The organism is Hahnella aquatica (SeqCode) (assembly GCF_965194505.1).
GTDB classification, from domain to species: Bacteria; Pseudomonadota; Gammaproteobacteria; order Burkholderiales; family Burkholderiaceae_A; genus Hahnella; species Hahnella aquatica.
The window spans coordinates 362,461-385,005 of record NZ_OZ239144.1 but is presented as its reverse complement, the minus strand read 5'-3'; the positions used below and the strand labels follow the sequence as shown (position 1 = coordinate 385,005).

At 64.4% G+C, this 22,545-nt stretch carries 18 protein-coding genes; 12 read left to right on the top strand and 6 right to left on the bottom strand.

The features are described 5' to 3' along the window. Nucleotides 1–83 precede the first annotated feature (83 nt). Genes AC8GDA_RS01930 through AC8GDA_RS01920 form a run of 3 tightly spaced genes read left to right on the top strand, consistent with a single transcriptional unit; the run spans nt 84 to nt 4,994 of the window. On the top strand, nt 84–1,637 hold the full coding sequence (locus AC8GDA_RS01930) for a leucyl aminopeptidase (protein ID WP_506557172.1): 1,554 nt from the start codon (nt 84–86) through the stop codon (nt 1,635–1,637). Then, entirely contained in the window at nt 1,634–2,089 is a 456-nt protein-coding gene (locus tag AC8GDA_RS01925) for a DNA polymerase III subunit chi (RefSeq protein ID WP_506556634.1), read from the top strand. Before AC8GDA_RS01930 ends, AC8GDA_RS01925 begins: the two co-directional genes overlap by 4 nt. After that, on the top strand, nt 2,073–4,994 hold the full coding sequence (locus AC8GDA_RS01920; protein ID WP_506556633.1) for a valine--tRNA ligase: 2,922 nt from the start codon (nt 2,073–2,075) through the stop codon (nt 4,992–4,994). The genes AC8GDA_RS01925 and AC8GDA_RS01920 overlap by 17 nt, the downstream gene beginning before the upstream one ends. Here the strand turns inward: AC8GDA_RS01920 and AC8GDA_RS01915 are convergent, their stop codons facing one another. The 4 genes from AC8GDA_RS01915 to AC8GDA_RS01900 are packed head-to-tail and all read right to left on the bottom strand — an operon-like array spanning nt 4,995 to nt 8,828. Continuing rightward, complete coding sequence (locus AC8GDA_RS01915; protein ID WP_506556632.1) at nt 4,995–5,831, bottom strand: BPSS1780 family membrane protein; 837 nt, start codon at nt 5,829–5,831, stop codon at nt 4,995–4,997. After that, complete coding sequence (locus tag AC8GDA_RS01910; protein ID WP_506556631.1) at nt 5,828–6,808, bottom strand: homoserine kinase; 981 nt, start codon at nt 6,806–6,808, stop codon at nt 5,828–5,830. The genes AC8GDA_RS01915 and AC8GDA_RS01910 overlap by 4 nt, the downstream gene beginning before the upstream one ends. 29 nt (nt 6,809–6,837) lie before the next feature. Next, nucleotides 6,838–8,349 carry a tripartite tricarboxylate transporter permease gene (locus tag AC8GDA_RS01905; protein WP_506556630.1) on the bottom strand — a complete coding sequence of 504 codons (1,512 nt, stop codon included), beginning with the start codon at nt 8,347–8,349 and terminating at the stop codon, nt 6,838–6,840. A gap of 17 nt (nt 8,350–8,366) precedes the next feature. Next, nucleotides 8,367–8,828: a tripartite tricarboxylate transporter TctB family protein gene (locus AC8GDA_RS01900; protein ID WP_506556629.1), complete on the bottom strand. Its 462-nt coding sequence runs from the start codon at nt 8,826–8,828 to the stop codon at nt 8,367–8,369. A 159-nt stretch (nt 8,829–8,987) separates the two neighbouring features. Here AC8GDA_RS01900 and alaS point away from each other — a divergent pair, with 159 nt between their 5' ends. Together alaS and AC8GDA_RS01890 are read left to right on the top strand one after the other, a co-directional pair. Next, nucleotides 8,988–11,615 carry an alanine--tRNA ligase gene (gene alaS / locus AC8GDA_RS01895; RefSeq protein WP_506557171.1) on the top strand — a complete coding sequence of 876 codons (2,628 nt, stop codon included), beginning with the start codon at nt 8,988–8,990 and terminating at the stop codon, nt 11,613–11,615. Next, nucleotides 11,612–11,842, top strand: a complete 231-nt coding sequence (locus tag AC8GDA_RS01890) for a sulfurtransferase TusA family protein (protein WP_506556628.1) — start codon at nt 11,612–11,614, stop codon at nt 11,840–11,842. The genes alaS and AC8GDA_RS01890 overlap by 4 nt, the downstream gene beginning before the upstream one ends. A 21-nt stretch (nt 11,843–11,863) precedes the next feature. Here AC8GDA_RS01890 and AC8GDA_RS01885 read toward each other — a convergent pair whose 3' ends face one another. Continuing rightward, nucleotides 11,864–14,131: a UvrD-helicase domain-containing protein gene (locus AC8GDA_RS01885; RefSeq protein WP_506556627.1), complete on the bottom strand. Its 2,268-nt coding sequence runs from the start codon at nt 14,129–14,131 to the stop codon at nt 11,864–11,866. A 109-nt stretch (nt 14,132–14,240) separates the two neighbouring features. Here AC8GDA_RS01885 and leuS point away from each other — a divergent pair, with 109 nt between their 5' ends. The 7 genes from leuS to AC8GDA_RS01850 are packed head-to-tail and all read left to right on the top strand — an operon-like array spanning nt 14,241 to nt 22,184. Continuing rightward, nucleotides 14,241–16,913 carry a leucine--tRNA ligase gene (gene leuS, locus AC8GDA_RS01880; protein ID WP_506556626.1) on the top strand — a complete coding sequence of 891 codons (2,673 nt, stop codon included), beginning with the start codon at nt 14,241–14,243 and terminating at the stop codon, nt 16,911–16,913. 28 nt (nt 16,914–16,941) lie between these two features. Further along, nucleotides 16,942–17,595 (top strand): LPS-assembly lipoprotein LptE, encoded by a 654-nt coding sequence (locus AC8GDA_RS01875; RefSeq protein ID WP_506556625.1) that lies wholly within the window; start codon nt 16,942–16,944, stop codon nt 17,593–17,595. After that, nucleotides 17,564–18,508, top strand: coding sequence for a DNA polymerase III subunit delta (gene holA, locus AC8GDA_RS01870; protein ID WP_506556624.1), 945 nt, complete (start codon nt 17,564–17,566; stop codon nt 18,506–18,508). The genes AC8GDA_RS01875 and holA overlap by 32 nt, the downstream gene beginning before the upstream one ends. Next, the gene (locus AC8GDA_RS01865) at nt 18,505–19,800 is read left to right on the top strand and encodes a glutamate-5-semialdehyde dehydrogenase (protein WP_506556623.1); all 1,296 of its coding nucleotides are present in this window, start codon (nt 18,505–18,507) and stop codon (nt 19,798–19,800) included. Before holA ends, AC8GDA_RS01865 begins: the two co-directional genes overlap by 4 nt. A gap of 5 nt (nt 19,801–19,805) precedes the next feature. Then, complete coding sequence (locus AC8GDA_RS01860; protein ID WP_506556622.1) at nt 19,806–20,240, top strand: CopD family protein; 435 nt, start codon at nt 19,806–19,808, stop codon at nt 20,238–20,240. Then, nucleotides 20,237–21,430 carry a THUMP domain-containing class I SAM-dependent RNA methyltransferase gene (locus AC8GDA_RS01855; RefSeq protein ID WP_506556621.1) on the top strand — a complete coding sequence of 398 codons (1,194 nt, stop codon included), beginning with the start codon at nt 20,237–20,239 and terminating at the stop codon, nt 21,428–21,430. The genes AC8GDA_RS01860 and AC8GDA_RS01855 overlap by 4 nt, the downstream gene beginning before the upstream one ends. Next, a complete protein-coding gene (locus tag AC8GDA_RS01850; protein WP_506556620.1) occupies nt 21,423–22,184 on the top strand; it encodes a YggS family pyridoxal phosphate-dependent enzyme in 762 nt (253 codons plus the stop codon). The genes AC8GDA_RS01855 and AC8GDA_RS01850 overlap by 8 nt, the downstream gene beginning before the upstream one ends. Before the next feature lie 75 nt (nt 22,185–22,259). Here AC8GDA_RS01850 and rpsT read toward each other — a convergent pair whose 3' ends face one another. Further along, nucleotides 22,260–22,529 (bottom strand): 30S ribosomal protein S20, encoded by a 270-nt coding sequence (gene rpsT / locus AC8GDA_RS01845; RefSeq protein WP_506556619.1) that lies wholly within the window; start codon nt 22,527–22,529, stop codon nt 22,260–22,262. Between the last annotated feature and the right edge of the window lie 16 nt (nt 22,530–22,545).

Sequence of the window (22,545 nt, the reverse complement as noted above, 5' to 3'; positions counted from 1 at the left end):
TTTCGTCCATTGCTAGGCATTTTGTCATGACCGTTGCTTCCAGCATGAAAGAAGTCAAAGACCCGGGCGAAGCTCGGGAATCCATTGAATTTATCGCCAGCAACAAGCCCGTGGATCGGGCCGGCGCCGACTGCGCCTGGGTGGCGCTCTTTGCCACACCCAACGGGGTGGAGCTCACCATGCCCGCCCGCGTGGTCGACAAGGTCTCCAACGGCGCCCTGGCCCGACTGCTCAAGGCTGGCGACTTCGATGCCAAGGCCGGCACCACCCTGCTGCTGCGCGACCTCGACGGCCTGGCCAGCACCCGCGTGCTGCTCGTGGGCCTCGGCAAGAAGGAGGCCCTCACAGAGAAGGTCTTTGCCGATGCGGTGAAGTCGGCCACCAAGGCCATGGTGTCCCTGAAGGGCGTCAAGCGGGTGTCCTCCTACCTCACCGAGGTGGCCGTGGGCAGCCGCGACGGCAGTTGGCGTGTGCAGACCCACGTGCTCGCCTGCCGCGAGGCCCTCTATCGGTTCGACCGCTTCAAGAGCAAGGCCGGCTCCGAGGGCGCCGCAAAGCCCGTGGCCAAAACGGCCAAGGCCACCAAGGTGGCCGATCAGCCCTCGTTGCGAAGCGTTGAGATGCTCCTGCCCGGCGACCTGCGACCCACCGATGCGCCCAAGATCATTGGAGAGGCCCAGGCCCTGGCCAATGGCATCGAGCTCACCAAAGACCTCGGCAACCTGCCCCCCAACATCTGCACGCCCACCTTCCTGGCCAACACCGCCAAGACCCTCGCCCGCCAGTTCCGGCTCAAGGCCGAGGTGCTCGACCGCGCTGCCATGGAAAAGCTCGGCATGAATGCCCTGCTGGCCGTGGCCCAGGGCTCCGTGCAGCCGCCCCAGTTCATCGTGCTCCAGCACAACGGTGGCACCGCCAAAGAAGCGCCACTGGTGCTGGTGGGCAAGGGCATCACCTTCGACACCGGCGGCATTTCGCTCAAGCCACCGGCCGAGATGGATGAAATGAAGTACGACATGTCGGGCGCCTCCACCGTGCTGGGGGTGATGCATGCCGTGGCGGAGATGGGCCTCAAGCGCAATGTGGTCGGCGTGATCCCCACGGCCGAAAACATGCCCAGTGGCTCGGCCACCCGACCCGGCGACATCGTGCAGACGATGTCGGGGCAGACCGTCGAGATTCTCAACACCGATGCCGAAGGCCGTCTCATCCTTTGCGATGCCCTCACCTATGTCGACAAGCAGTTCAAGCCCGCGGCCGTGGTGGACATTGCCACACTCACCGGCGCCTGCGTGATTGCACTCGGTGCCGTGAACTCTGGCCTCTTCAGTGCAGACGATGCGCTCGCCCAGGCCCTCATCGATGCGGGCAAGACCCGCCTCGACACCGCCTGGCGCATGCCGCTCGAGGAGGACTATCAAGAGCAGCTGAAGTCGCCCTTTGCCGACATGGCCAACATCGGTGGCCGAGCGGCCGGCAGCGTGACCGCCGCCTGCTTCCTGTGGCGCTTTGCCAAGAACTATCGTTGGGCCCACCTCGACATCGCGGGCACCGCCTGGCGAAGTGGCCAGAACAAGGGCGCAACGGGCCGGCCCGTGGGCCTTCTGGTGGAGTTCCTCAAGAACGGCCTGGCGTGACCAGTGTTGACTTCCACTTCAACACGCCAGACCGCCTGACCCACGCCTGCCGCCTGGTCCGCAAGGCACTGCGGTCCAAGGCCGCCACCGAGGAGAAGCCGCTCATTGTCTTTTGCGCGGAGGCGGCCCGGCTGGCCCAGTTCGACGACCTCCTCTACGAGTTCTCCGACGAAGACTTCCTGCCCCACGTGCCGGCCGACCATCCCCTGGCCGAGGAGTCCCCAGTGATCCTCTGCGGCGCACCCTGGATGCCCTCGGCACCCCGCACGCCACACCTGTTGGTCAACCTCGACGACGAGGTGCCCGAGTTCTTCAGCAGTTTTGACCGTGTCTTTGAAATCGTTGGGCCCGATGACATCGACAAACAAAAGGCCCGCCTGCGATTTGCCTTCTACCGCGACCGCGGTTATCCCATCACCCGCCACGATCTCCAACATGTCGACGCTCGATAAATCCTTTGAACCCGCCCAACTCGAAGCCCACTGGGGGCCGGAGTGGGAGCGTCGTGGCCTCTATGCAGCCGGCCAGCAGCCCAAGGCCGAGGCCTTCTGCATCCAACTGCCACCGCCCAATGTCACCGGCACCCTGCACATGGGCCATGCCTTCAACCAGACCCTGATGGACACCCTCACCCGTTGGCATCGCATGCGCGGCGACAACACCCTGTGGCTGCCGGGCACCGACCATGCCGGCATCGCCACACAGATCGTCGTCGAGCGTCAGCTCGATGCCCAGGGCGTCTCCCGCCACGACCTCGGCCGAGAGGGCTTTCTGAAAAAGGTCTGGGATTGGAAGGAGCAGTCGGGCACCACCATCACCGGACAGATGCGCAGGCTCGCCGCGAGCTGCGACTGGTCCTTGGAATACTTCACCATGAGCCCGACCTGCTCGGCGGTGGTGCAGGCCGTCTTCATCCAGCTCTATGAGCAGGGCCTCATCTACCGCGGCAAACGCTTGGTGAACTGGGACCCAACCCTGCTCACCGCGGTCTCCGACCTGGAAGTGGTGAGTGAGGAGGAGCAGGGACACCTCTGGGAGTTGCGCTATCCGCTGGCCGATGGCAGCGGCAGCCTGGTGGTGGCCACCACACGACCCGAGACCATGCTGGGCGACCAGGCCGTGGCCGTGCACCCCGACGACTCCCGCTACCAGTCCCTCATCGGCAAGATGATTCGCCTTCCCCTGGTGGGCCGCGAGATTCCGATCATCGCGGATGATTATGTCGACCCGGCCTTCGGCACCGGCTGCGTGAAGATCACGCCCGCCCACGACTTCAACGACTACGCCATGGGCCAGCGGCATGGCCTGCCCATGCTCAATGTATTCACCCTGGATGCCCGCATCAACGATGAGGCCCCAGCGGCCTATCGAGGCCTGAGCCGTGAAGAGGCACGCAAGCGCATCCTTGCAGACCTCACGGCCCAAGAACTGCTTGTGGCCTCCAAGCCCCACACACTCATGGTTCCCCGTGGTGACCGCACGGGCGTCGTGATCGAGCCCATGCTCACCGACCAATGGTTCGTGGCCATGAGCAAGCCTGCGCCGCAGGGCAGCTTCACCCCCGGTCGCTCCATTGCCCAGCGGGCGCTCGACGTGGTCGACACCGGCGAGGTGCGCTTCTTTCCAGAGAACTGGACCACGACCTACCGGCATTGGCTCGAGAACATTCAAGACTGGTGCATCTCACGCCAGCTCTGGTGGGGCCATCAGATTCCAGCCTATTACAAGGCCGACGACCAAGGCCAGCCCATTCAAGATGGCAGCGTCTTTGTGGCCGATTCCCTCGAGGCGGCCACGGCCAAGGCCAAGGCGGCCGGCTGGTCGGGTGCCCTCGTGAGAGACCCCGATGTGCTCGACACCTGGTTCTCCTCGGCCCTGGTGCCGTTCTCCACACTGGTGGTGCCGGGCGAGGAATGGAAGGACGGCAGGCCCAACCTTCAGCCTGGCCTCTCCCAGTTCCTGCCCTCGAGCGTGCTGGTCACCGGCTTTGACATCATCTTCTTCTGGGTGGCTCGCATGATCATGATGACCACCCACTTCACGGGGCAGGTGCCCTTCCGCGATGTCTATGTCCATGCCCTGGTTCGCGATGGCGAAGGCCAGAAGATGAGCAAGAGCAAGGGCAACACCCTCGACCCCATCGACCTCATCGATGGCATTGAGGTCGATGCCCTGGTGGCCAAGCGCACCGCAGGCCTCATGAATCCCAAGCAGGCCTCGCAGATCGAGAAGAAGACACGGGCTGAGTTTCCCAAAGGCATCACGGCCCACGGCACCGACGCCCTGCGATTCACCTTCGCCAGCCTCGCAACACCCGGCCGCAACATCAACTTCGACCTCTCGCGCTGCGAGGGCTATCGAAACTTCTGTAACAAGCTCTGGAATGCCACCCGCTTCGTGCTCATGAACACCGAGGGCAAGGACTGCGGGCTCTCCGTCTGTGCAGGCGACTGCGGCCCCGATGGGCCCCTGCACTTCACCTTTGTCGACCGGTGGATCATCTCCCGGCTGCAGCGGGCCGAGGACCATGTCCACCAGCACCTCACGGCCTACCGGTTCGACCTCGCCGCCAAAGAGATCTACGAGTTCGTCTGGAACGACTTCTGCGACTGGTATGTGGAACTCGCCAAGCGTGCGCTCCAGGGCGAGAAGGAGAACCAGGCCAAGGCCGCGCGGCGCACCCTGCTGCGTGTGCTGGAGGCCATTCTTCGGCTGGCCCATCCCATCATTCCGTTTGTCACCGAGGCCCTCTGGCAGGTGGTGGCACCCCTGGCCGGCCGATCCGCCCGGCTGGCCAACGGCGAGGCCGACAGCATCGTGACCGCGGCCTATCCCGTGGCAGACCTCAAGAAACTCGACCCCGAGGCCGAGGCCCAGATGGCCGAACTCCAGGCCTTGGTCTCTGCCATTCGCTCGCTGCGCGCCGAGATGGGCCTCTCACCCGCCGACCGCGTGCCCCTGCAGGTCTGCGTGGAAGATGCCTCCACCCGGGTTACAACACCCGACGACCAGCAACTGATCGCCGATGCCCTGCAGATGCTGGGCAAGACCAGTGGCGTTCGATTCACCAAGACCTTGGAGCAGCCCAACCCTGGTCTGCAGGCCCCGGTTCAGATTGTCGGCAGCCTCAAGCTCATGCTCGAAGTGAAGGTGGACCCGGCCGCCGAACGGGCTCGACTCAGCAAAGAAATTGATCGCATGGCGGCAGAGGTGCAGAAGGCCACGGCCAAGCTCTCGAATGAATCCTTCGTGGCCCGCGCACCCGAGGCCGTGGTGGCCCAGGAGCGGGCCCGGTTGGCCGAGTTTGAATCCACGCTCAGCCGCCTGACCGAGCAGCGCGACCAGCTCCCCGCCTAGCTACGACTCAGGCGGGGGTGGCGGCGCTGGTGCCACAGCTGGTGCCATGGCCGAGTCATCCTCCTGGAAGACATCGCGCGTGCTCGCATAGAACGAGGCCTGCGCAATGGCCAGGAGCAGCATGCTCACCGGCAGCAGGGTCACCAGCAGGCTCTGGGCATTGATCTGGAAGAGGTCCATGATCAGGGAGGACAGCCCACTGACCAGGAAGATGAGCACCAGCCAGGCCAGGCTGTAGCGCAGGAAGGCAGCCTTGTTGCGCCACACGGCAAAGAAGGAGAAGAACAAGGCCTTGCCCACGGTAAAGCCTCGCCAGACCACCAGTTGCGGCGCAAACCAGAGCGCCATCATCAGCGGAATGTAAGCCAGCATGGCCACCAGCAGGCCCATGGGCAGGCTCTTGCGCATGACCTCCACCTCTTCTTGGCTCGGCCCGTCACGCATCATGCTGCCGATCTGGTCTCCATCCACCAGCCAGGCCAGCAGCAGCACGATGGTCAGGCCGGCGAGATAGGCCAGGCCCAACTGCAGCATGCTTCGGGCATGGCCATCGCGAAAGCCCGCCAGCAGGAGCGTTGGCGTGGCGGGCTTGGCGGGGTCTTGGCGATCGACGGCCTCGGCCAGGACAATGAATCCAAAGCCCAGGCCCGGCGTGAAGAGCAAGGGCAGGAAGAGGCCCACCACCGGCAGGATGCCCACCATCACGAGCCCGGCCCAGTAGGTCATGAGCGAGAGCACCCAGACCAAGGGCTGGCGATGAAAGATGCGAATGCCATCGATCAGCCAGGTCTGGCCGGCACGGCTGGGCAATTGGCGGGGCTGGTCCTGCATCTTCATGGCAACTGGGCCCATTCTGGAAGGGGTTGACGTCGGGACCGCAGCATGGCCTCGAAATGGGATGGGTCCTTGGGCTTTAAGAGGGCTGCACTGCGGGGGCAATGCCAATCATAGAGTCGTGAGAGCCAGAAGCGAAGCGCAGCCGCCTGAAGGAACAGGGGCCATGCGGCCTTCTCGGCTGAGGTGACCGGCCGCACGCTGGCATAGCCCTCGAGCATGGCTGCGAGCCGGGGCCGGTCGAGGGCCTTGCCATCATCGTTCGACACGAGGCACCAGTCATTCACGGTGATGGCCAGGTCGTGGGCCCAGGGGCCATCGCCTGCAAAGTAGAAATCAATGAAACCCCCCAAGACCGGCGACTCACCGAGTTGGTCGAAGAGCACGTTGTCTCGAAAGAGGTCTGCATGAATCGGGCCCACAGGGCATGCGCGAAAGACATTGCCTTGCACAAACGCCCGCTGGTCCGAGAAGGCCTGGGCCAGCAAATCCTGGGCAGGCGCCTCCAGAAATGGAATCACCGCGGGTGCCGTCTGCTCACACCAGTCCAGCCCCCTGGGGTTGGGCAGATGCAGGCCAAGGCTTGCGCCCGCCAGGTGGGCCTTGGCCAAGGCCGCCCCCACCAGACGACAGGCCGCGGGGCTGGGCGCATCGGTGTCACGCCCGCGCAGTCGGCTCACGAAGGCGGCCGGCTTGCCCGCGCATTCGGTGAACAGCGCGCCCGAGGTCGTTGGAATGGGCGCAGGGCAGGCCACGCCATGCTCAGCCAAGTGCCGCATCAGGCCGAGGTAATACGGGAGTTCTGCCGCAGTGAGCTTCTCGAACAGGGTGAGCACATGCTGGCCCTGTGTGGTGTCGACAAAATAATTGGTGTTCTCAATGCCGGCCGAAATGCCCTCAAAGGAGACCAACTCCCCCAGCGCGTAGCCAGAGAGCAGGCCCCGCAGGCCCGCCTCATCAACCGAAGTGAAAACCGCCATGGGCCTGAGTGTAACGGCGGGCTAGATGATCAGTCTTGCTCGCCCTCGAAGGCCTGCTCGCGCTTCTTGCGAATCGATGGCAGCAGCATGAGCAAAATGAGCACAGCAGAGATGCCCAGCAGGGTGGCCGACAGCGGACGATCCAACAACACGCCCCAGTCGCCCCTCGACAGCGTGAGTGCCCGACGCAGGTACTCCTCCATCATCTCGCCCAGAATGAAGCCCAAGAGCAAGGGGGCCGGCTCGCACTTCCACTTCTTGAAGTAGTAGCCCAGGATGGCAAATGGAATGATCATGATCACATCCCAGACATTGTTGTTGAGGCTGTAGGCCCCGATGCAGCAGAACAACAGAATGGCCGGGTAGAGCAGGCGGTAAGGCACCTGCAGCAGCTTGATCCACATGCCGATGAGCGGCAGGTTCAGGATCACCAGGAAGAAGTTGCCCACCCACATCGAGACAATCAGCCCCCAGAAGAGGCTGGGGTTGGAGGTCATGACCTGTGGGCCCGGCTGGACGTTGTGAATCATCATGGCCGCGATCATGAGTGCCATGACGGGCGTGGTGGGGATGCCCAGTGTGAGCATGGGAATGAAGGAGGTCTGGGCGCCCGCATTGTTGGCCGACTCGGGGCCGGCCACGCCCTCGATCGCACCCTTGCCGAATTCCTCGGGATGCTTGGAGATTTTTTTCTCGATGGCATACGAGGCAAACGACGACAGGATGCCCCCGCCCCCCGGCAGAATACCCAAGAGCGAGCCCAGCGCCGTGCCACGCAGCACGGCCGGCGCCGCACGCTTCACATCCGCCCGGGAGGGGACCAGGTCGGTGACCTTCTCCTTGAGGAGTTCACGGGTCTCCTGGGCCTTTAAGTTGTAGATGATTTCAGAGAAACCAAAGAGGCCCATGGCGATCACCGCGAAGTCGATGCCATCGATGAGCTCCGGAACGCCGAAAGTAAAACGGGCTGCGCCCGAGTTGACGTCCGTTCCAATCAGGCTAAGCAGCAGACCAAACATCACCATCGCCAGGGCCTTGATAAACGAACCATGGGCAAGCACCACCGCGGCAATAAGACCCATGACCATGAGCGAGAAGTACTCGGCCGGCCCGAACTTGAAAGCGATCTCGGCCAACGGTGGTGCAAAGGCTGCAATCAGGAAGGTGGCCACGGTGCCAGCAAAGAACGAGCCCAGGGCCGCGGTGGCCAGGGCCAGGCCCGCCTTGCCGCGACGGGCCATTTGATAGCCATCCAGGGTCGTCACCACCGAGGCCGACTCCCCGGGTAGGTTCACGAGAATGGCGGTGGTGGAACCCCCGTACTGGGAACCATAGTAAATGCCCGCCAGCATGATCAGGGCGGTGGAGGGGTCGGCCATCTTGTAGGTGATGGGCAACAGAATGGCGATGGTGGCCAACGGGCCAATGCCGGGCAGCACACCAATCAGGGTGCCCAGCAATACGCCGATGAAGCACCACATCAGGTTCTGCAGGGTGAAGGCCGTCTCGATGCCGATGGCCAGGTTGCTCAGGAGTTCCATGTGCAGGGGTCCTCGGTTTAATTCAGTGCCGGCGGCAAGAGCGGGAATCGCATTTCCAGACCCACACGAAACACCAGAATGGTGCTCACGGTGAGCACCAGGGTGAGCACAATCCGCTCACGCCAACTGGATTCGGGGCTCGCCAAGGCGGCCACCATGAGTAACAAAGGGGCCGCCACCACAAAGCCCGCCAGCGGCAACAACTGGGCAAAGAGCATGACGCTGCCGATGATCAGCCCCAGGCCGCGCCAGTCGGTCTGGGTCATGGGCTCGTCGTCCCGATTGACCTTCATAAAGGCAGCCACCAACACCACAAGGCCCAGCAACAATTGCAGCGCACCCAGAATGGTGGGGAAGTAGCCCGGGCCCATGCGGCGTGAGGTGCCCATGGTGTAGTCCTGGGCCACGATGACAAACACCAGCCCAAAGGCAATGAACATCAGGCCAGCGAAGAGGTCTCGCTTGTTGTGGAGGGTCATGGCCGCATCCTTGTGTGACTCAAGCGGCCTATTATGCGCGAGGGATGCTCTGTAACTCAGGCCTGCCCACTCAGGAATTCCCTCCCCCCGGGCCAGCATCCATTAAACTTTGAGGCCCTCTGAACCCTTTAGACCCGTTGGAAAGCGATCCAGACCATGATGAGCGTGAGCGAGATTCGCCGAAAGTTTCTTGATTTCTTCGCGAGTCAGGGGCACACCGTGGTGGCCTCGAGCCCATTGGTGCCCGCCAACGACCCCACCCTGCTGTTTACCAACAGTGGCATGGTGCAGTTCAAGGATGTCTTTCTCGGCCGGGAGACCCGCCCCTATGTGCGGGCCACCTCCTCGCAGCGCAGCGTGCGCGCGGGCGGCAAGCACAACGACTTGGAAAACGTGGGCTACACCGCCCGCCACCACACCTTCTTCGAGATGCTGGGCAATTTCTCGTTTGGCGACTACTTCAAGCGCGAGGCGATCTCTCATGCCTGGCGCCTGCTCACCGAGGTCTACAAGCTGCCCCCCGAAAAGCTCTGGGTCACCGTCTACCAAGACGACGACGAGGCCCATGGCATTTGGAAGAACGAGATCGGTGTGCCCGAGGCCCGCATCATTCGCATTGGCGACAACAAGGGCGCGCGGTACGCCAGCGACAACTTCTGGCAGATGGCCGACACCGGCCCCTGTGGCCCCTGCAGCGAAATCTTCTACGACCACGGCCCGAATGTGGCCGGCGGCCCCCCGGGCTCCCCAGATGAAGACGGCGACCGCTACATCGAGATCTGGAACCTGGTCTTCATGCAGTACGACCGCAGCGAGGCCGGTGTGCTCAACCCACTGCCCCGCCCCTGTGTGGACACGGGCATGGGCCTTGAGCGCATTGCCGCGGTGCTCCAGGGCGTGCACAGCAATTACGAGATCGACCTCTTCCAGGGCCTGATCCGCGCGGCTGCCCGCGAGACCGGCTGCACCGACATCGAAAACCCATCGCTGCGGGTCATTGCAGACCACATCCGCGCCTGCAGCTTTCTCATTGTTGATGGCGTCATTCCGGGCAATGAAGGCCGCGGCTATGTGCTGCGCCGAATCGTTCGACGGGCCCTTCGCCATGGCCACAAGCTAGGCCAGACCAAGCCATTTTTTTACAAACTGGTGCCAGACCTCGTCGCACAGATGGGAGAGGCCTACCCCGAGCTCGCCCAGGCCCAGCAGCGTGTGGCCGACACCCTGCAGCAGGAAGAAGAGCGCTTTGGCGAGACCCTGGAAAAAGGCATGGCCATTCTTTCCTCCGCTTTGGCCGAGTTGCCCAAGGGCGCTGCCCTCGATGGCCAGACCGCCTTCATGCTCTACGACACCTATGGCTTCCCACTAGACCTCACCGCCGATGTCTGCCGTGAACGCGGCCTGACCGTTGACGAAGACGCCTTCGAGGCCGCCATGGGCCGTCAGCGAGACCAGGCCCGCGCTGCAAGCAAGTTCAAGTCAGCCGCAGGCCTCGAATACACCGGCGCCCAGACCCAGTTCGTGGGCTACGAGCGACTCTCGCAGTCAGCCACCGTGACCGGCCTCTACCGCGATGGCACGGCCTGTACGCAGGCCCAGGCGGGCGATGCCGTGGTGGTGGTGCTTGACACCACGCCCTTCTATGCGGAATCGGGCGGCCAGGTGGGCGACGCCGGCATTCTGCGGGCCGACGGCCTTCGCATCGAGATCGAGGACACCCAGAAGATTTCAGCCGAGGTCTTTGGACATCACGGTCGCGTGGTTCAAGGGCAGGTCACGATGGGCCAGGCTCTCATGGCCGAGGTGGACCTCGTTCGTCGGTCCCGCACGGCGCGCAACCATTCCGTGACCCACATCATGCACAAGGCCCTGCGAGAGGTGCTCGGGGCGCACGTGCAGCAGAAGGGGTCGCTCGTGGATGCCGACAAGACCCGATTCGACTTTGCCCACAACCAGCCCATGACCGCTCAGGAAATGGCCACGGTAGAAGCCAAGGTCAATGCAGAGATCCTGCTCAACACCCCCGCCCAGGCGCAGATCATGGGCTTTGATGAGGCGGTCAAGGGCGGGGCCACGGCCCTCTTTGGCGAGAAATATGGCGATGCTGTGCGCGTGCTCGACATCGGCAGCTCCCGTGAACTCTGCGGCGGCACCCACGTGGCCCGTACCGGCGACATCGGCCTCTTCAAACTCGTGTCGGAGTCCGGCGTGGCCGCAGGCATCCGCCGGGTCGAGGCCATCACCGGCGACCGTGTGCTCAGCCACCTGCAGTTGCTCGACCAGCAGGTGCAACAGGCCGCAGGCCTGCTCAAGGCCTCTCCCGCAGAGTTACAGCAACGGCTTGCCCAGCTCGTGGAGGCCAACCGCACCCTTGAGAAAGAGATCGGTCGGCTCAAGTCCAAGCTCACTGCATCGGCCGGCGACGACCTCGCCGACCAGGCCATTGCCGTGGGTGCCCATCGGCTGCTCGCCACCGTGATTGAAGGGGCCTCCAGCGGCGACCTTCGCCAGTTGCTCGACCAGCTCAAGTCCAAGCTTCAGTCGGCGGCCATTGTGCTGGCCAGCGTGGAGGGCGAGAAGGTCACCATCATTGCGGGTGTCACCCCAGACCTCACCGCCAAGATCAAGGCGGGCGACCTGGTCAACCATGTGGCCAGCCAAGTGGGCGGCAAGGGCGGCGGCCGGCCCGACATGGCCCAGGGCGGTGGCACACAGCCTGCGGCCCTGCCCGGCGCGCTCGAGAGCCTGCGCACCTACGCCCAGGCGCAACTGGCGGGCGCGGCATGAGCGATGCCACCCGATCGCTAGACGTCAAGGGCCTCAGCTGCCCCCTGCCCATCCTGCGGGCCAAGAAGGCCCTCTCAGAGTTGGCCTCTGGTGACACGCTCGAGGTTCAGGCCACCGACCGCGGCGCCTGGGATGACTTCGACTACTTCTGTCAGAGCACGGGCCACACGCTCGAATCGCGCACCGAGACCGACGGCGTCTTCTGCTTTCGGATTCGGGTGCGCTGAGCGGCGCACCCCCGCAAGAGCCTAAAGCCGTTCGAGCTTGGCCACCGAGAGGGCCAGCCACTTGGCACCCTCTCGCTTGAAGTTCACCTGCGCACGGGCGTCGGAGCCCGACCCCTCCAAGGCCATGATCACGCCATCGCCAAAGCGTCCGTGGCGAACCGACTGGCCCACCGCATAACCACTGTCGTGGGCATGACCTGGCAAGGCTGGACGCTGAAAGGATGGCGCCACGGCACCGCGATCGCCCATCCCCTGGCGCGTCCAGGAACCGGCTGATCGTCCCCAGGCCGAGCGGTCACTGTCCTCAGCGGACTCCCAGGCCGATGACACCGCAGAGCGTGTCGCCAGCCGTGGCGTGAGCCACTTCAGACAGCCTTCAGGCAGTTCTTCCAGAAAACGACTGCGCATGTTGTAGCGGGTCTGACCGTGGAGCATGCGGGTCTGGGACATCGAGACATAGAGTCTGCGTCGAGCGCGCGTGATGGCCACATACATGAGCCGGCGCTCCTCCTCAAGGCCGTTGGGCTCGGTCACGCTGTTCTCATGCGGAAAGAGCCCCTCCTCCAGGCCCGTGAGGAACACGGCCTGAAACTCGAGGCCCTTGGCCGAGTGAATGGTCATGAGCTGCACCGCATCCTGGCCTTCAGCGGCCTGGTTGTCGCCAGCCTCCAGTGAGGCATGGCTGAGGAAGGTTGACAGTGGGCTCATGGCCACACCGCCCTCCTCCACGGGCACGCCCCCATCGAGGTCGAAGGCTGCGGCTGCGTTGATCAATTCCTCCAGGTTCTCGACACGCTCCTGCCCCTCGCGCTCGGCCTGGTAATGGCGCACGAGGCCCGAGCGCTCGAGCATCACGGCCACCATCTCCTTCAAGCTCAGGCCCTGGGTCTCAAAGCGCAGCGACTCGATGAGCTGCACGAAGCCGCGCACCGCATGGCCGGCCTTGCCATCGAGCACGCCCGCGGCCACGTACAAACTGCTGCCCTGCTGCTTGGCCTGATCGGCCAGCAGCTCGATGCTCCGGGCCCCGATGCCCCGCGTGGGAAAGTTCACCACCCGCAGGAAGGCCGTGTCCTCGTGCGGATTCTCCATGAGCCGCAGATAGGCCAGTGCATGCTTGACCTCGGCCCGTTCAAAAAACCGCAGGCCCCCAAAGACACGGTAGGGCACGCCCGCCTGAAAGAGCGCCTGCTCGACCACCCGGGACTGGGCGTTGCTGCGATAGAGCACCGCCATCTCGCTGCGCATCATCCCCTCTTGAATCAGGCCACGCACCTCGTCGACCAGCCACTGGGCCTCAAGCAGATCGCTTGCGGTTTCCATGACCCGAATGGGCTCACCCGCGCCAGCCTCCGTCCAGAGGTTCTTGCCAAGGCGGCCGGTGTTGTTGGCAATGAGCGCATTGGCGGCATCCAGAATGTGGCCGTGTGAGCGGTAGTTCTGCTCAAGCTTGATCAGGTGGCGTACGCCGAACTCGGTCTCGAAGCGTTTCATGTTGGCGACATCGGCGCCCCTGAAGGCGTAGATGCTCTGGTCGTCATCGCCCACGGCGAAGATGCCACCACCGGGGTTCGAGAGCAGCTTGAGCCACTCGTACTGCAATGGGTTGGTGTCCTGAAACTCATCGACCAGGACATGCTGGAACCGAGACCGGTAGTGGTGACGAATGGAATCGGATCGACGCAGCAGTTCCACCGAGCGCAGCATGAGCTCGCCAAAGTCCACCACGCCCTCGCGCTGGCACTGGTCGTCGTAGGCCTGGTAGAGCTCAATGAATCGACGGTTGTAGCCATCGGAGTCGTCGACATCGGGCGCCCGCAGGCCCTGCTCCTTGGCGCTGTTGATGAAGGACTGCACCTGCTTGGGCGGGTACTTCTCATCATCCACGCCCAGGCCCTTCATCAGCCGCTTGATGGCCGAGAGTTGGTCTTGGCTGTCGAGAATCTGGAAGGTGGCCGGCAGGGCTGCATCTCGGTGGTGGGCCCGCAAAAACCGATTGCACAGGCCATGGAAGGTGCCCACCCACATGCCCTTGAGGTTCACCTGAATCATGCCCCCCAGCCTTGCGAGCATCTCGCGGGCCGCCTTGTTGGTGAAGGTCACCGCCAGAATGCCCAAGGGACTCACCTGGCCCGTGGAGATCAGCCAGGCAATACGGGTGGTGAGCACGCGGGTCTTGCCGCTGCCAGCCCCCGCCAGAATGAGGGCGGGCTCGGGTGGAAGGGTCACCGCCTGTTCCTGCGGTGCGTTGAGGCCCTGAAGCAGGGCAGAGACGAGGGACGAAGACATCCCTGCATTCTACGGTTGCGTCTGCAGCCCCCATCGGCGAGCCGCCATGCGACCGGCTAAAATGAGCGGCTTCACGAGCCCGGCTCGACACCCTCTCAGACACCCCACCATGGCCGCCCTCTCCCCACACTACGAACCCACCTCGCTGGAGCCCGCCCTTCAGGCCGAGTGGTCTGCCCGCGATGCACACCGGGCGGTGGAGCATGACCCACGCTTTCCGAAAGGCAAGTACTACGCCTGCTCGATGCTGCCCTACCCCTCGGGCAAGCTCCACATGGGCCATGTGCGCAACTACACCATCAATGATGTGATGGCCCGCGCCCTGCGCATGCAGGGCTACAACGTGCTCATGCCCATGGGCTGGGATGCCTTTGGCCTGCCGGCCGAGAATGCAGCCATGGCCAACCAGGTGGCACCAGCCGCCTGGACCGACGACAACATCGCCACCATGAAGCGCCAGATGCAGTCCATGGGCCTGGCCATCGACTGGTCGCGAGAGACCGCCACCTGTAAGCCCGACTACTACAAATGGAACCAGTGGCTCTTTCTCAAAATGCGCGAGAAGGGCATTGCCTACGTAAAGACAGGCACCGTGAACTGGGATCCCGTCGACCAGACCGTGCTGGCCAATGAGCAGGTGGTCGATGGCCGGGGTTGGCGATCGGGTGCGCTGGTCGAAAAGCGTGAGATCCCGATGGTCTACCTGGGCATCACCCGTTATGCCCAGGCGCTCATCGATGGGCTCGAGGGCCTGGGCTGGCCCGATCGGGTCAAGCTCATGCAGGAGAACTGGATTGGCCAGTCCAAGGGCGTGCGCTTTGCATTCCCCCACACCATTCGTGATGCCTCGGGCAGCCTGGTGCAGGGTGGCCTCACCCACGTCTTCACCACGCGGGCCGACACCATCATGGGTGTGAGCTTCATGGCCGTGGCACCCGAGCATCCACTGGCCAGCCTGGCTGCCGCATCCAACCCCACACTGGCAGCCTTTGTGGAGCGCTGCCAGTCGGGCAGCGTGGCCGAGGCCGACCTCGCCACACGCGAGAAGGAAGGCATGGACACGGGCCTTGCCGTGTCTCATCCCCTCACCGGAGAGGCCGTGCCCGTCTGGGTGGGCAACTATGTGCTCATGAGCTATGGCGATGGTGCCGTCATGGGCGTGCCTGCCCATGATGAGCGCGACTTTGCTTTCGCCAAAAAATACGGCCTGCCCATTCGGCAGGTCATTCAAAAACCGGGGCAGACCTTCTCAGATGCCGCCTGGCAGGAGTGGTATGCCGACAAGCAGGGCGTGACCTGCGTGGCCTCCGGCCCGCTCGATGGGCTCGACCACACCACGGCCGTGGAGACCGTGGCCAGGATGCTTGCCGACAAGGGTCTGGGAGAAACCAAGACCACCATCCGACTGCGCGACTGGGGCATCTCTCGGCAGCGCTACTGGGGCACGCCCATTCCAATCATTCACTGCCGGGCCTGCGGTGAAGTGCCCGTGCCCGAAGCAGACCTGCCCGTGGTGCTGCCCGACCACCTGGTGCCCGATGGCAGTGGCAACCCATTGCAGTCCTGTGAGGCCTTCCTGAAGGTGGCCTGCCCCACATGCGGGGCCGAGGCGCGGCGCGAGACCGACACCATGGACACCTTCATCGACTCGAGCTGGTACTACATGCGCTACTGCTGCCCCGATGCAGCAGAGGCCATGGTCGATGACCGCGTGGCCTACTGGATGCCCATGGACCAGTACATCGGTGGCATTGAGCATGCCGTGCTCCATCTGCTCTATGCACGCTTCTGGACAAAAGTCATGCGCGACCTGGGACTGGTCACCTTCGAAGAGCCCTTCTCCAACCTGCTCACACAGGGCATGGTGCTCAACGAGACCTACTACCGAGAGGCCGACAACGGCCGCAAGACCTGGTTCAATCCTGCCGATGTCGACCTCCACACCGATGAGCGTGGCCGGCCGCAGGCCGCTGTACTGCGAAGCGACGGGCAGCCCGTGGCCATCGGTGGCACCGAGAAGATGTCGAAGTCCAAGAACAATGGCATCGACCCGCAGGCCCTGATCGATCGTTACGGCGCAGACACCGCCCGGCTCTTCACCATGTTTGCCTCACCGCCCGAGCAGACCCTGGAGTGGTCCGATGCAGGTGTGGAGGGTGCCCATCGCTTCCTGCGGCGGGTCTGGGGCTTTGCCCAGGCCCACCAGTCCGCACTCACGGTCGCAGCCACGCCTGCGGCCGAGGCCACACGGGCCGCGGTGCAGGGCGACACCCAGGCACAAGACCTGCGTCGACAGGTGCACGAGTTGCTCCGACAGGCCGATTTCGACCTGGGCCGACGCCAGTACAACACCGTGGTCTCGGCCGCCATGAAGATGCTCAACACGCTGGAGGAGGCTGCGAAGTCGCAAGCACAGATGGGTGCGCCGATGAAGGCCGCCCTTCAAGAGGGCATGGGCGTGCTGCTGCGGGTGCTCTACCCCATCGTGCCCCACCTGACCACCGAGCTCTGGATGGCGCTCGGCCATGGCCCCGACCGCCTCAGCCTGCTCGATGCCCCCTGGCCCCAGGTGGATGAGCAGGCGCTGGTGCGCGACACCGTGGAGCTCATGCTGCAGGTCAATGGCAAGCTGCGCGGCAGCCTCTCGGTGCCAGCCCAGGCCAGCCAAGACGACATCATCGCCTTGGCCACAGCCCACGAGGCCTTCACCAAGTTCAGCGACGGCAAGGCCGTTCGCAAGGCCATCGTGGTGCCAGGCCGGCTCGTGAACCTGGTCGTCTGACCAATCCCCGAGTGTTAATCTGAGCGACATGGTGCTTCCCCCAAGGGTCTCCCCTCCAAGCCCCCGGCGGCGTGTGCTGCTGGTGGCCAGTGGCATGGCCACCGTTCTGGCCGTCTCTGGCTGTGGCTGGCGCATTCGTGGCGCCATGGACTTCGGCTTCCAACGCATCATGGTGGTGGCCCCGGGCCAAGGCCCACAGATTGATCGAGGCCGCGCCGTCGAGGCCAGTGGCAGCCCAGCCGGTGCGCCTGCAGCAGAGCCCGAGTTGGCCCAAGCGGTGTCTGGCGGTGGCTTTTCCGAACGCCTACGCCGAGAGCTGAGCGCCCGCTACCGTCGCACGCTCGTCACGCGCGCCAACGATGCAGAGGTCGTGCTGCGCATCATCAGCCTGCAGCCGCAGCGCCTGGTGGTGGGCTTCTCCGGCACCGGCCGCCCCCGCGAAATCGAACTCAAGACCTCCCTGGAATTCCGAATCGAGGACCCCATCGGCCGTCCTCTCATTCCCACCGATGTCCTCGAACTGCGGCGCACGATCAGCATCAATGAGACCGACGTGCTCTCGTCGGATGATGCCGAGCGCTTCCAGATCAACGCCATGGAGGAAGATTTGATCCAACAGATCCTGCGCCGCCTCTCGGGACTGAGCCGCCGTGCAACTCCGGTTCGACCCCCTCCGGCCTGAGGCCTTCACAGGCCGCCTGGCCACGGCCCTGGGCCAGGCCAGCGGACGGGTCTGGGCCATCTGCAGTGCCGACCCCTTGTTGCAGACCGAGGCTGCCGATGCCCTGCGTGCAGCCCTTCGAGCCGGTGGCTGCGACGAGCGCACCACCGACACCCCCGATCGCAGCTTTGGCTGGCAGGCCTGGCTCGAGTCCGCCCGCATGCCATCCCTCTTTGCAAGCCAGCGCCTTGTGGAGCTGCGCCTGCCCACCGGCAAGCCGGGTATCGAAGGAGCGAAGACCCTGTCGGCCTGGGCACAAAACCCACCGGCCGAAACCACCCTCCTCTTGCTGCTGCCACGGCTCGACCGAACCCTGGCCGGGGCTGCCTGGTTCAAACAGGTGGAGCAGGCAAGCACGGTGGTGAATGTGCCCGATGTGTCTGCCGCCGACCTGCCCGCCTGGGTGCAGGCCAGGCTCAGCCAGCACGGACTCTCCGCCACACCCGAGGCGGTTCGATGGCTCGCCAGCCGTTGCGAGGGCAACCTCGCCGCAGGCCACCAAGAGATTCTCAAGCTCACCCACCTGCCGCCGGCCCCGGGCGATGAGGCCCGCATCGACCTTGCCCGGATGCAGGCTGCCGTGACCGACCATGCACGCTTCAACCCATTCACCGTGGGTGACACCCTGGTGGCTGGCGATGCCGCCCGCAGCCTGCGGGTTCTTCGGGGGCTGCGCGAGGAGGGCGAGGCCCTGCCCATTCTGGTCTGGAGCGTGGCCCAAGCCTGTCGCCGCCTGCCCACACCGCGTGCAGGCCCTGCACTGCGCAGCCTGGGGCGCATCGATACAATGGTCAAAGGACTCCACGGGGAAGACCCCTGGGTGGCCCTCGAACAGTTGGCCCTGCAACTCGCCCAGCCCTCACCAAGACCATGACAGACCTCTCCAACACGCCCGTGGCCAAGGCCATGCAAGCCCTTGGCCTTGCCGCACGGCAGGCCTCGCGTGAAATGGCGCGCGCCACCACCGCGCAGAAGAATCAGGTCTTGCACAGCATGGCTGCAGCCATCTCGAAGAATCGAGCCACCCTGCAGGCCGCCAACCAGAAGGACCTGGAGGCCGCCCGAGCCGCAGGCCATGATGAAGCCTTCATTGATCGGCTTGGCCTGACCGACAAGGCCATCGAGACCATGGTCGAGGGGGTCTTGCAGATCGCACAGCTCGAGGACCCCATCGGAGAGATCACCCACCTGCGGGCCCGGCCCTCGGGCATTCGTGTGGGGCAGATGCGCGTGCCGCTCGGCGTGATTGGCATCATTTATGAGTCGCGGCCCAATGTGACCATCGATGCCGCAGCCCTGTGCATCAAGTCGGGCAATGCCACGGTGCTGCGCGGCGGCTCCGAGGCCCTGCACACCAACCAGGCGCTCGCCGCCCTCATGGGGCCGGCCCTTGCAGCTGCAGGCCTTCCCGCCCAGGCCGTGCAGGTGGTGCCCACCACCGATCGCGCCGCCGTGGGCATGATGATCACCATGCCAGCCTTCATCGATGTGATCGTGCCGCGGGGTGGCAAGTCACTCATCGAGCGCATCAGCCGCGAGGCCACGGTGCCAGTCATCAAGCACCTCGATGGCATCTGTCATGTCTACATCGACAACGAGGCCGACCCCACCAAGGCCATTCGTGTGGCCGACAACGCCAAGACCCAGCGCTACGCGCCCTGCAACACCATGGAGACCCTGCTGGTCCACGAGGCCATGGTCGCCTCTGCGCTCGTGCCACTCGTTCACATCTACCAAGAGAAGGGCGTGGAGCTTCGCGTCTGCGGCAAGACCAAGGCTGCACTCATCGCTGCTGGCCTCGACACCAAGGCATTGAAGGATGCGACCGAGGACGACTGGCAGACCGAGTACCTGGCGCCCATCCTGTCGATCAAACTGGTCGACAGCCTCGAGGCGGCCATCGCACACATCAACCAGTACGGGTCGCAGCACACCGATGCCATCCTCACCGAGAACCACACCAAGGCCATGCAGTTCCTGCGGGAGGTCGATGCCGCATCGGTCATGATCAACGCCTCGACTCGGTTTGCAGATGGCTTTGAGTACGGGCTCGGCGCCGAGATCGGCATCAGCACCAACAAGCTTCATGCCCGCGGCCCCGTGGGGCTCGAGGGTCTCACCACCTACAAATGGGTGGTCTTTGGCAACGGCGAGATCAGGAGTTAACGCAGATGGCCCTTCTCTGGATCAAGGCGCTGCACATCATTTTTGTCACCAGCTGGTTTGCGGGCCTCTTCTACCTGCCGCGCATTTTCGTGAACCTGGCCATGGTGCCCGAGGGCGACTCCCCCGAGCGGGCCCGCCTGCTGCTCATGGCCCGCAAGCTCTACCGGTTCATGCTGCCGCTCATGATTGGCACGCTTGTCTTCGGCCTCTGGCTCTGGCTCGGCTACGGCATTGGCATGGGCCCCGGCAATGGCTGGATGCATGCCAAGCTGCTCATCGTGGTGATTCTGGTGGGCTACCACCATGTCTGTGGCGCCATGCTGCGGAAGTTCGAGGCCGGCCAGATGCGCAAGTCACACATCTGGTTTCGCTGGTTCAACGAGGTGCCCGTGCTCATGCTGCTCGGTGCAGTGGTGCTGGTGGTGGTCAAGCCCTTTTGATTCCCGCCGGTCAACTGCTGTCGGGCTTTGCCGTCTGCCCGTCGGGGCTCGAGCCCCTGCTGGCCAAAGAATGCGAGGCCATCGAAGGGCTCTCCGAGGTCCAGGCCGCCCGCGGTGGTGTGCAGTTTCGGGCCGATGCCAATGGCCTCGCCCGCGCCAACCTCTGGCTGAGAACCGCCACCCGCGTGCTGCTCCTGCTCGACCAGTGCCGCCTTCAAAAGGCCGATGACATCCTGGCGGCCGCCCGACGCATCCCTTGGGAGCAGTTCATGACGCCCGCCCAGACCTTTCGGGTGGACGTCAACCAGGGCCGCAGTCCCAGCTTTCAGTTGGCCCTGCCCTTTGCTGGCCTTCGCGTGAAAGACGGCCTGTGTGATCGCATGCGCGAGCGCACCGGTGAGCGGCCCTCGGTGGACACGCGCCAGCCCGACATTCGCATCTGGCTCTTTGTCGATGGCGAGAAGGCCACGCTGTCGATCGATACCACCGGTGAACCACTTTTTAAGCGCGGCTGGCGGCAGGCCAAGGGCGAGGCGCCGCTACGTGAGAACTTGGCCGCGGCCCTGGCGACGGAGGCCAACTGGAACGGCCAGCAGAGCCTGCTCGACCCCATGTGCGGCAGCGGGACCCTGATCATCGAAACACTCTCGCGCTGGGCGGGACTGGCCCCTGGCTTTCATCCCGCCAATCCAAGGCGGTTTGCATTTGAGCAGTTCGGCAGCGGCTCACCCTTCTCTCGGGTGAACATGACCGTACTGCGCCAGGCCTGCGCCAAGGCCTGGCAGGCCGCGTCCAGCCTGCAGCTGCCCAAGGTCTTCGCCAAAGACCTCTCCGCGCACCTGGTGCGAACCACCCGCGAGAACCTAGACCGAGCACTGCCTGCAGAATTGGCTGCCCAGGTGCGGGTGGAAGAGGCAGACTTCTTCGGGACGCCCGCCCCAGACGCCTCAGGCCTGCTCATCACCAACCCACCCTACGGCAAGCGCCTGGAGCTCGATCAAGACGTGCGTCGTCTGAGTGAAGTCTTGAAGCGCCACTACGCCGGCTGGACGGCCTGGCTGCTCACCGATGACCCCAAGTTCGATTCCGCGCTTCGGCTCAAGGCCGCCAGGCGCATGCCCGTCTTCAATGGCGACATCGAATGCCGTTGGATGCGGTTCGACATGGTCTCGGGGTCGGCCCGTGGCTGAGGCCAGCCTGCCCGAGCGGCTCGCTGCGGTTCAGGGCCGAATTCAGGCTGCCCAGCAGCGCCTGGGGCTTGCTCCACAGGCCGTGGGCCTGGTGGCCGTGAGCAAGACCCACCCAGCATCTTCGGTGTGCGTGGCGATTGCCGCAGGCCAAGCCCATTTCGGCGAGAACTACGTGCAGGAGGGCGTTCAGAAGGTGGTAGACGTGCAAGCCCAGGCGCCTGCCCACCCGCCGCAGTGGCACTTCATCGGACCGCTCCAGAGCAACAAGACCCGCGACGTCGCAGCCCACTTCGATTGGGTGCACACGGTCGACCGGCTCAAGATTGCCCAGCGCCTGGCCGACCAACGGCCCGAGGGCCTGCCGCCCATGCAGCTCTGCCTGCAGGTGAACATTGGTGACGAAGCGAGTAAGTCAGGCGTGCCCGAACAAGAGGCCGTGACCACCTTTCTGGCCATCGCCCAGCTGGCCCAGGCCAACCCCGGCCGTATTCAGATGCGCGGCCTCATGGCCATTCCAGCGCCCGGTGCGGGCGTTCAAGCCTTTGATCGGCTGCTCGAACTGCTACAGGCCTGTTGGCAGGGCCTCAATGAAGAGATGCGCACGGCCATGGGCAGGCCGGTGGCCTCCATGGGCATGTCAGACGACTGGGAGTTAGCGCTCGAAGCCCAGGCCAAGGCGGCACGGGCTGGCTTCGAGACGCAGGTGTGTCTTCGGATTGGCACCGCCATTTTCGGGGCCCGACCGGCCCCCTGACGGCACAGCGCTTGGTGCGCCGAACCTACTGCACTTCTCCTACTGCGTGTTTCCGACCTGCGCGTTTGCGACTGGTTAAGCGGCCTGGAGCGTCTTGACCGCGGCGGCCAGACGACTCTTGTGGCGAGCAGCCTTGTTCTTGTGAACGATTTTCTTGTCTGCGATGCGGTCGATGACGCTGGTTGCAGCCGAGAAGGCCACGCCGGCGGCCTTGGCATCGCCTGCGGCCACGGCCTTGCGAACCGATTTCACCGCCGTGCGGTAGGACGAGCGAAGGCCTGCATTGAGCAGACGACGGGCCGCCGCTTGGCGGGCGCTTTTACGAGCTGAAGCTGAGTTGGCCATGGATAATCCTGGATCC

What these genes read in the sequence shown, in the direction of transcription:
- AC8GDA_RS01900 (WP_506556629.1), bottom strand. Translation starts at nt 8,828, where the DNA reads ATGACCCTCCACAACAAGCGAGACCTCTTCGCTGGCCTGATGTTCATT.
- AC8GDA_RS01875 (WP_506556625.1), top strand. Translation starts at nt 16,942, where the DNA reads ATGGTGCTTCCCCCAAGGGTCTCCCCTCCAAGCCCCCGGCGGCGTGTG.
- AC8GDA_RS01905 (WP_506556630.1), bottom strand. Translation starts at nt 8,349, where the DNA reads ATGGAACTCCTGAGCAACCTGGCCATCGGCATCGAGACGGCCTTCACC.
- AC8GDA_RS01915 (WP_506556632.1), bottom strand. Translation starts at nt 5,831, where the DNA reads ATGAAGATGCAGGACCAGCCCCGCCAATTGCCCAGCCGTGCCGGCCAG.
- rpsT (WP_506556619.1), bottom strand. Translation starts at nt 22,529, where the DNA reads ATGGCCAACTCAGCTTCAGCTCGTAAAAGCGCCCGCCAAGCGGCGGCC.
- AC8GDA_RS01885 (WP_506556627.1), bottom strand. Translation starts at nt 14,131, where the DNA reads ATGTCTTCGTCCCTCGTCTCTGCCCTGCTTCAGGGCCTCAACGCACCG.
- AC8GDA_RS01910 (WP_506556631.1), bottom strand. Translation starts at nt 6,808, where the DNA reads ATGGCGGTTTTCACTTCGGTTGATGAGGCGGGCCTGCGGGGCCTGCTC.
- AC8GDA_RS01865 (WP_506556623.1), top strand. Translation starts at nt 18,505, where the DNA reads ATGACAGACCTCTCCAACACGCCCGTGGCCAAGGCCATGCAAGCCCTT.
- leuS (WP_506556626.1), top strand. Translation starts at nt 14,241, where the DNA reads ATGGCCGCCCTCTCCCCACACTACGAACCCACCTCGCTGGAGCCCGCC.
- alaS (WP_506557171.1), top strand. Translation starts at nt 8,988, where the DNA reads ATGAGCGTGAGCGAGATTCGCCGAAAGTTTCTTGATTTCTTCGCGAGT.
- AC8GDA_RS01890 (WP_506556628.1), top strand. Translation starts at nt 11,612, where the DNA reads ATGAGCGATGCCACCCGATCGCTAGACGTCAAGGGCCTCAGCTGCCCC.
- AC8GDA_RS01860 (WP_506556622.1), top strand. Translation starts at nt 19,806, where the DNA reads ATGGCCCTTCTCTGGATCAAGGCGCTGCACATCATTTTTGTCACCAGC.
- AC8GDA_RS01920 (WP_506556633.1), top strand. Translation starts at nt 2,073, where the DNA reads ATGTCGACGCTCGATAAATCCTTTGAACCCGCCCAACTCGAAGCCCAC.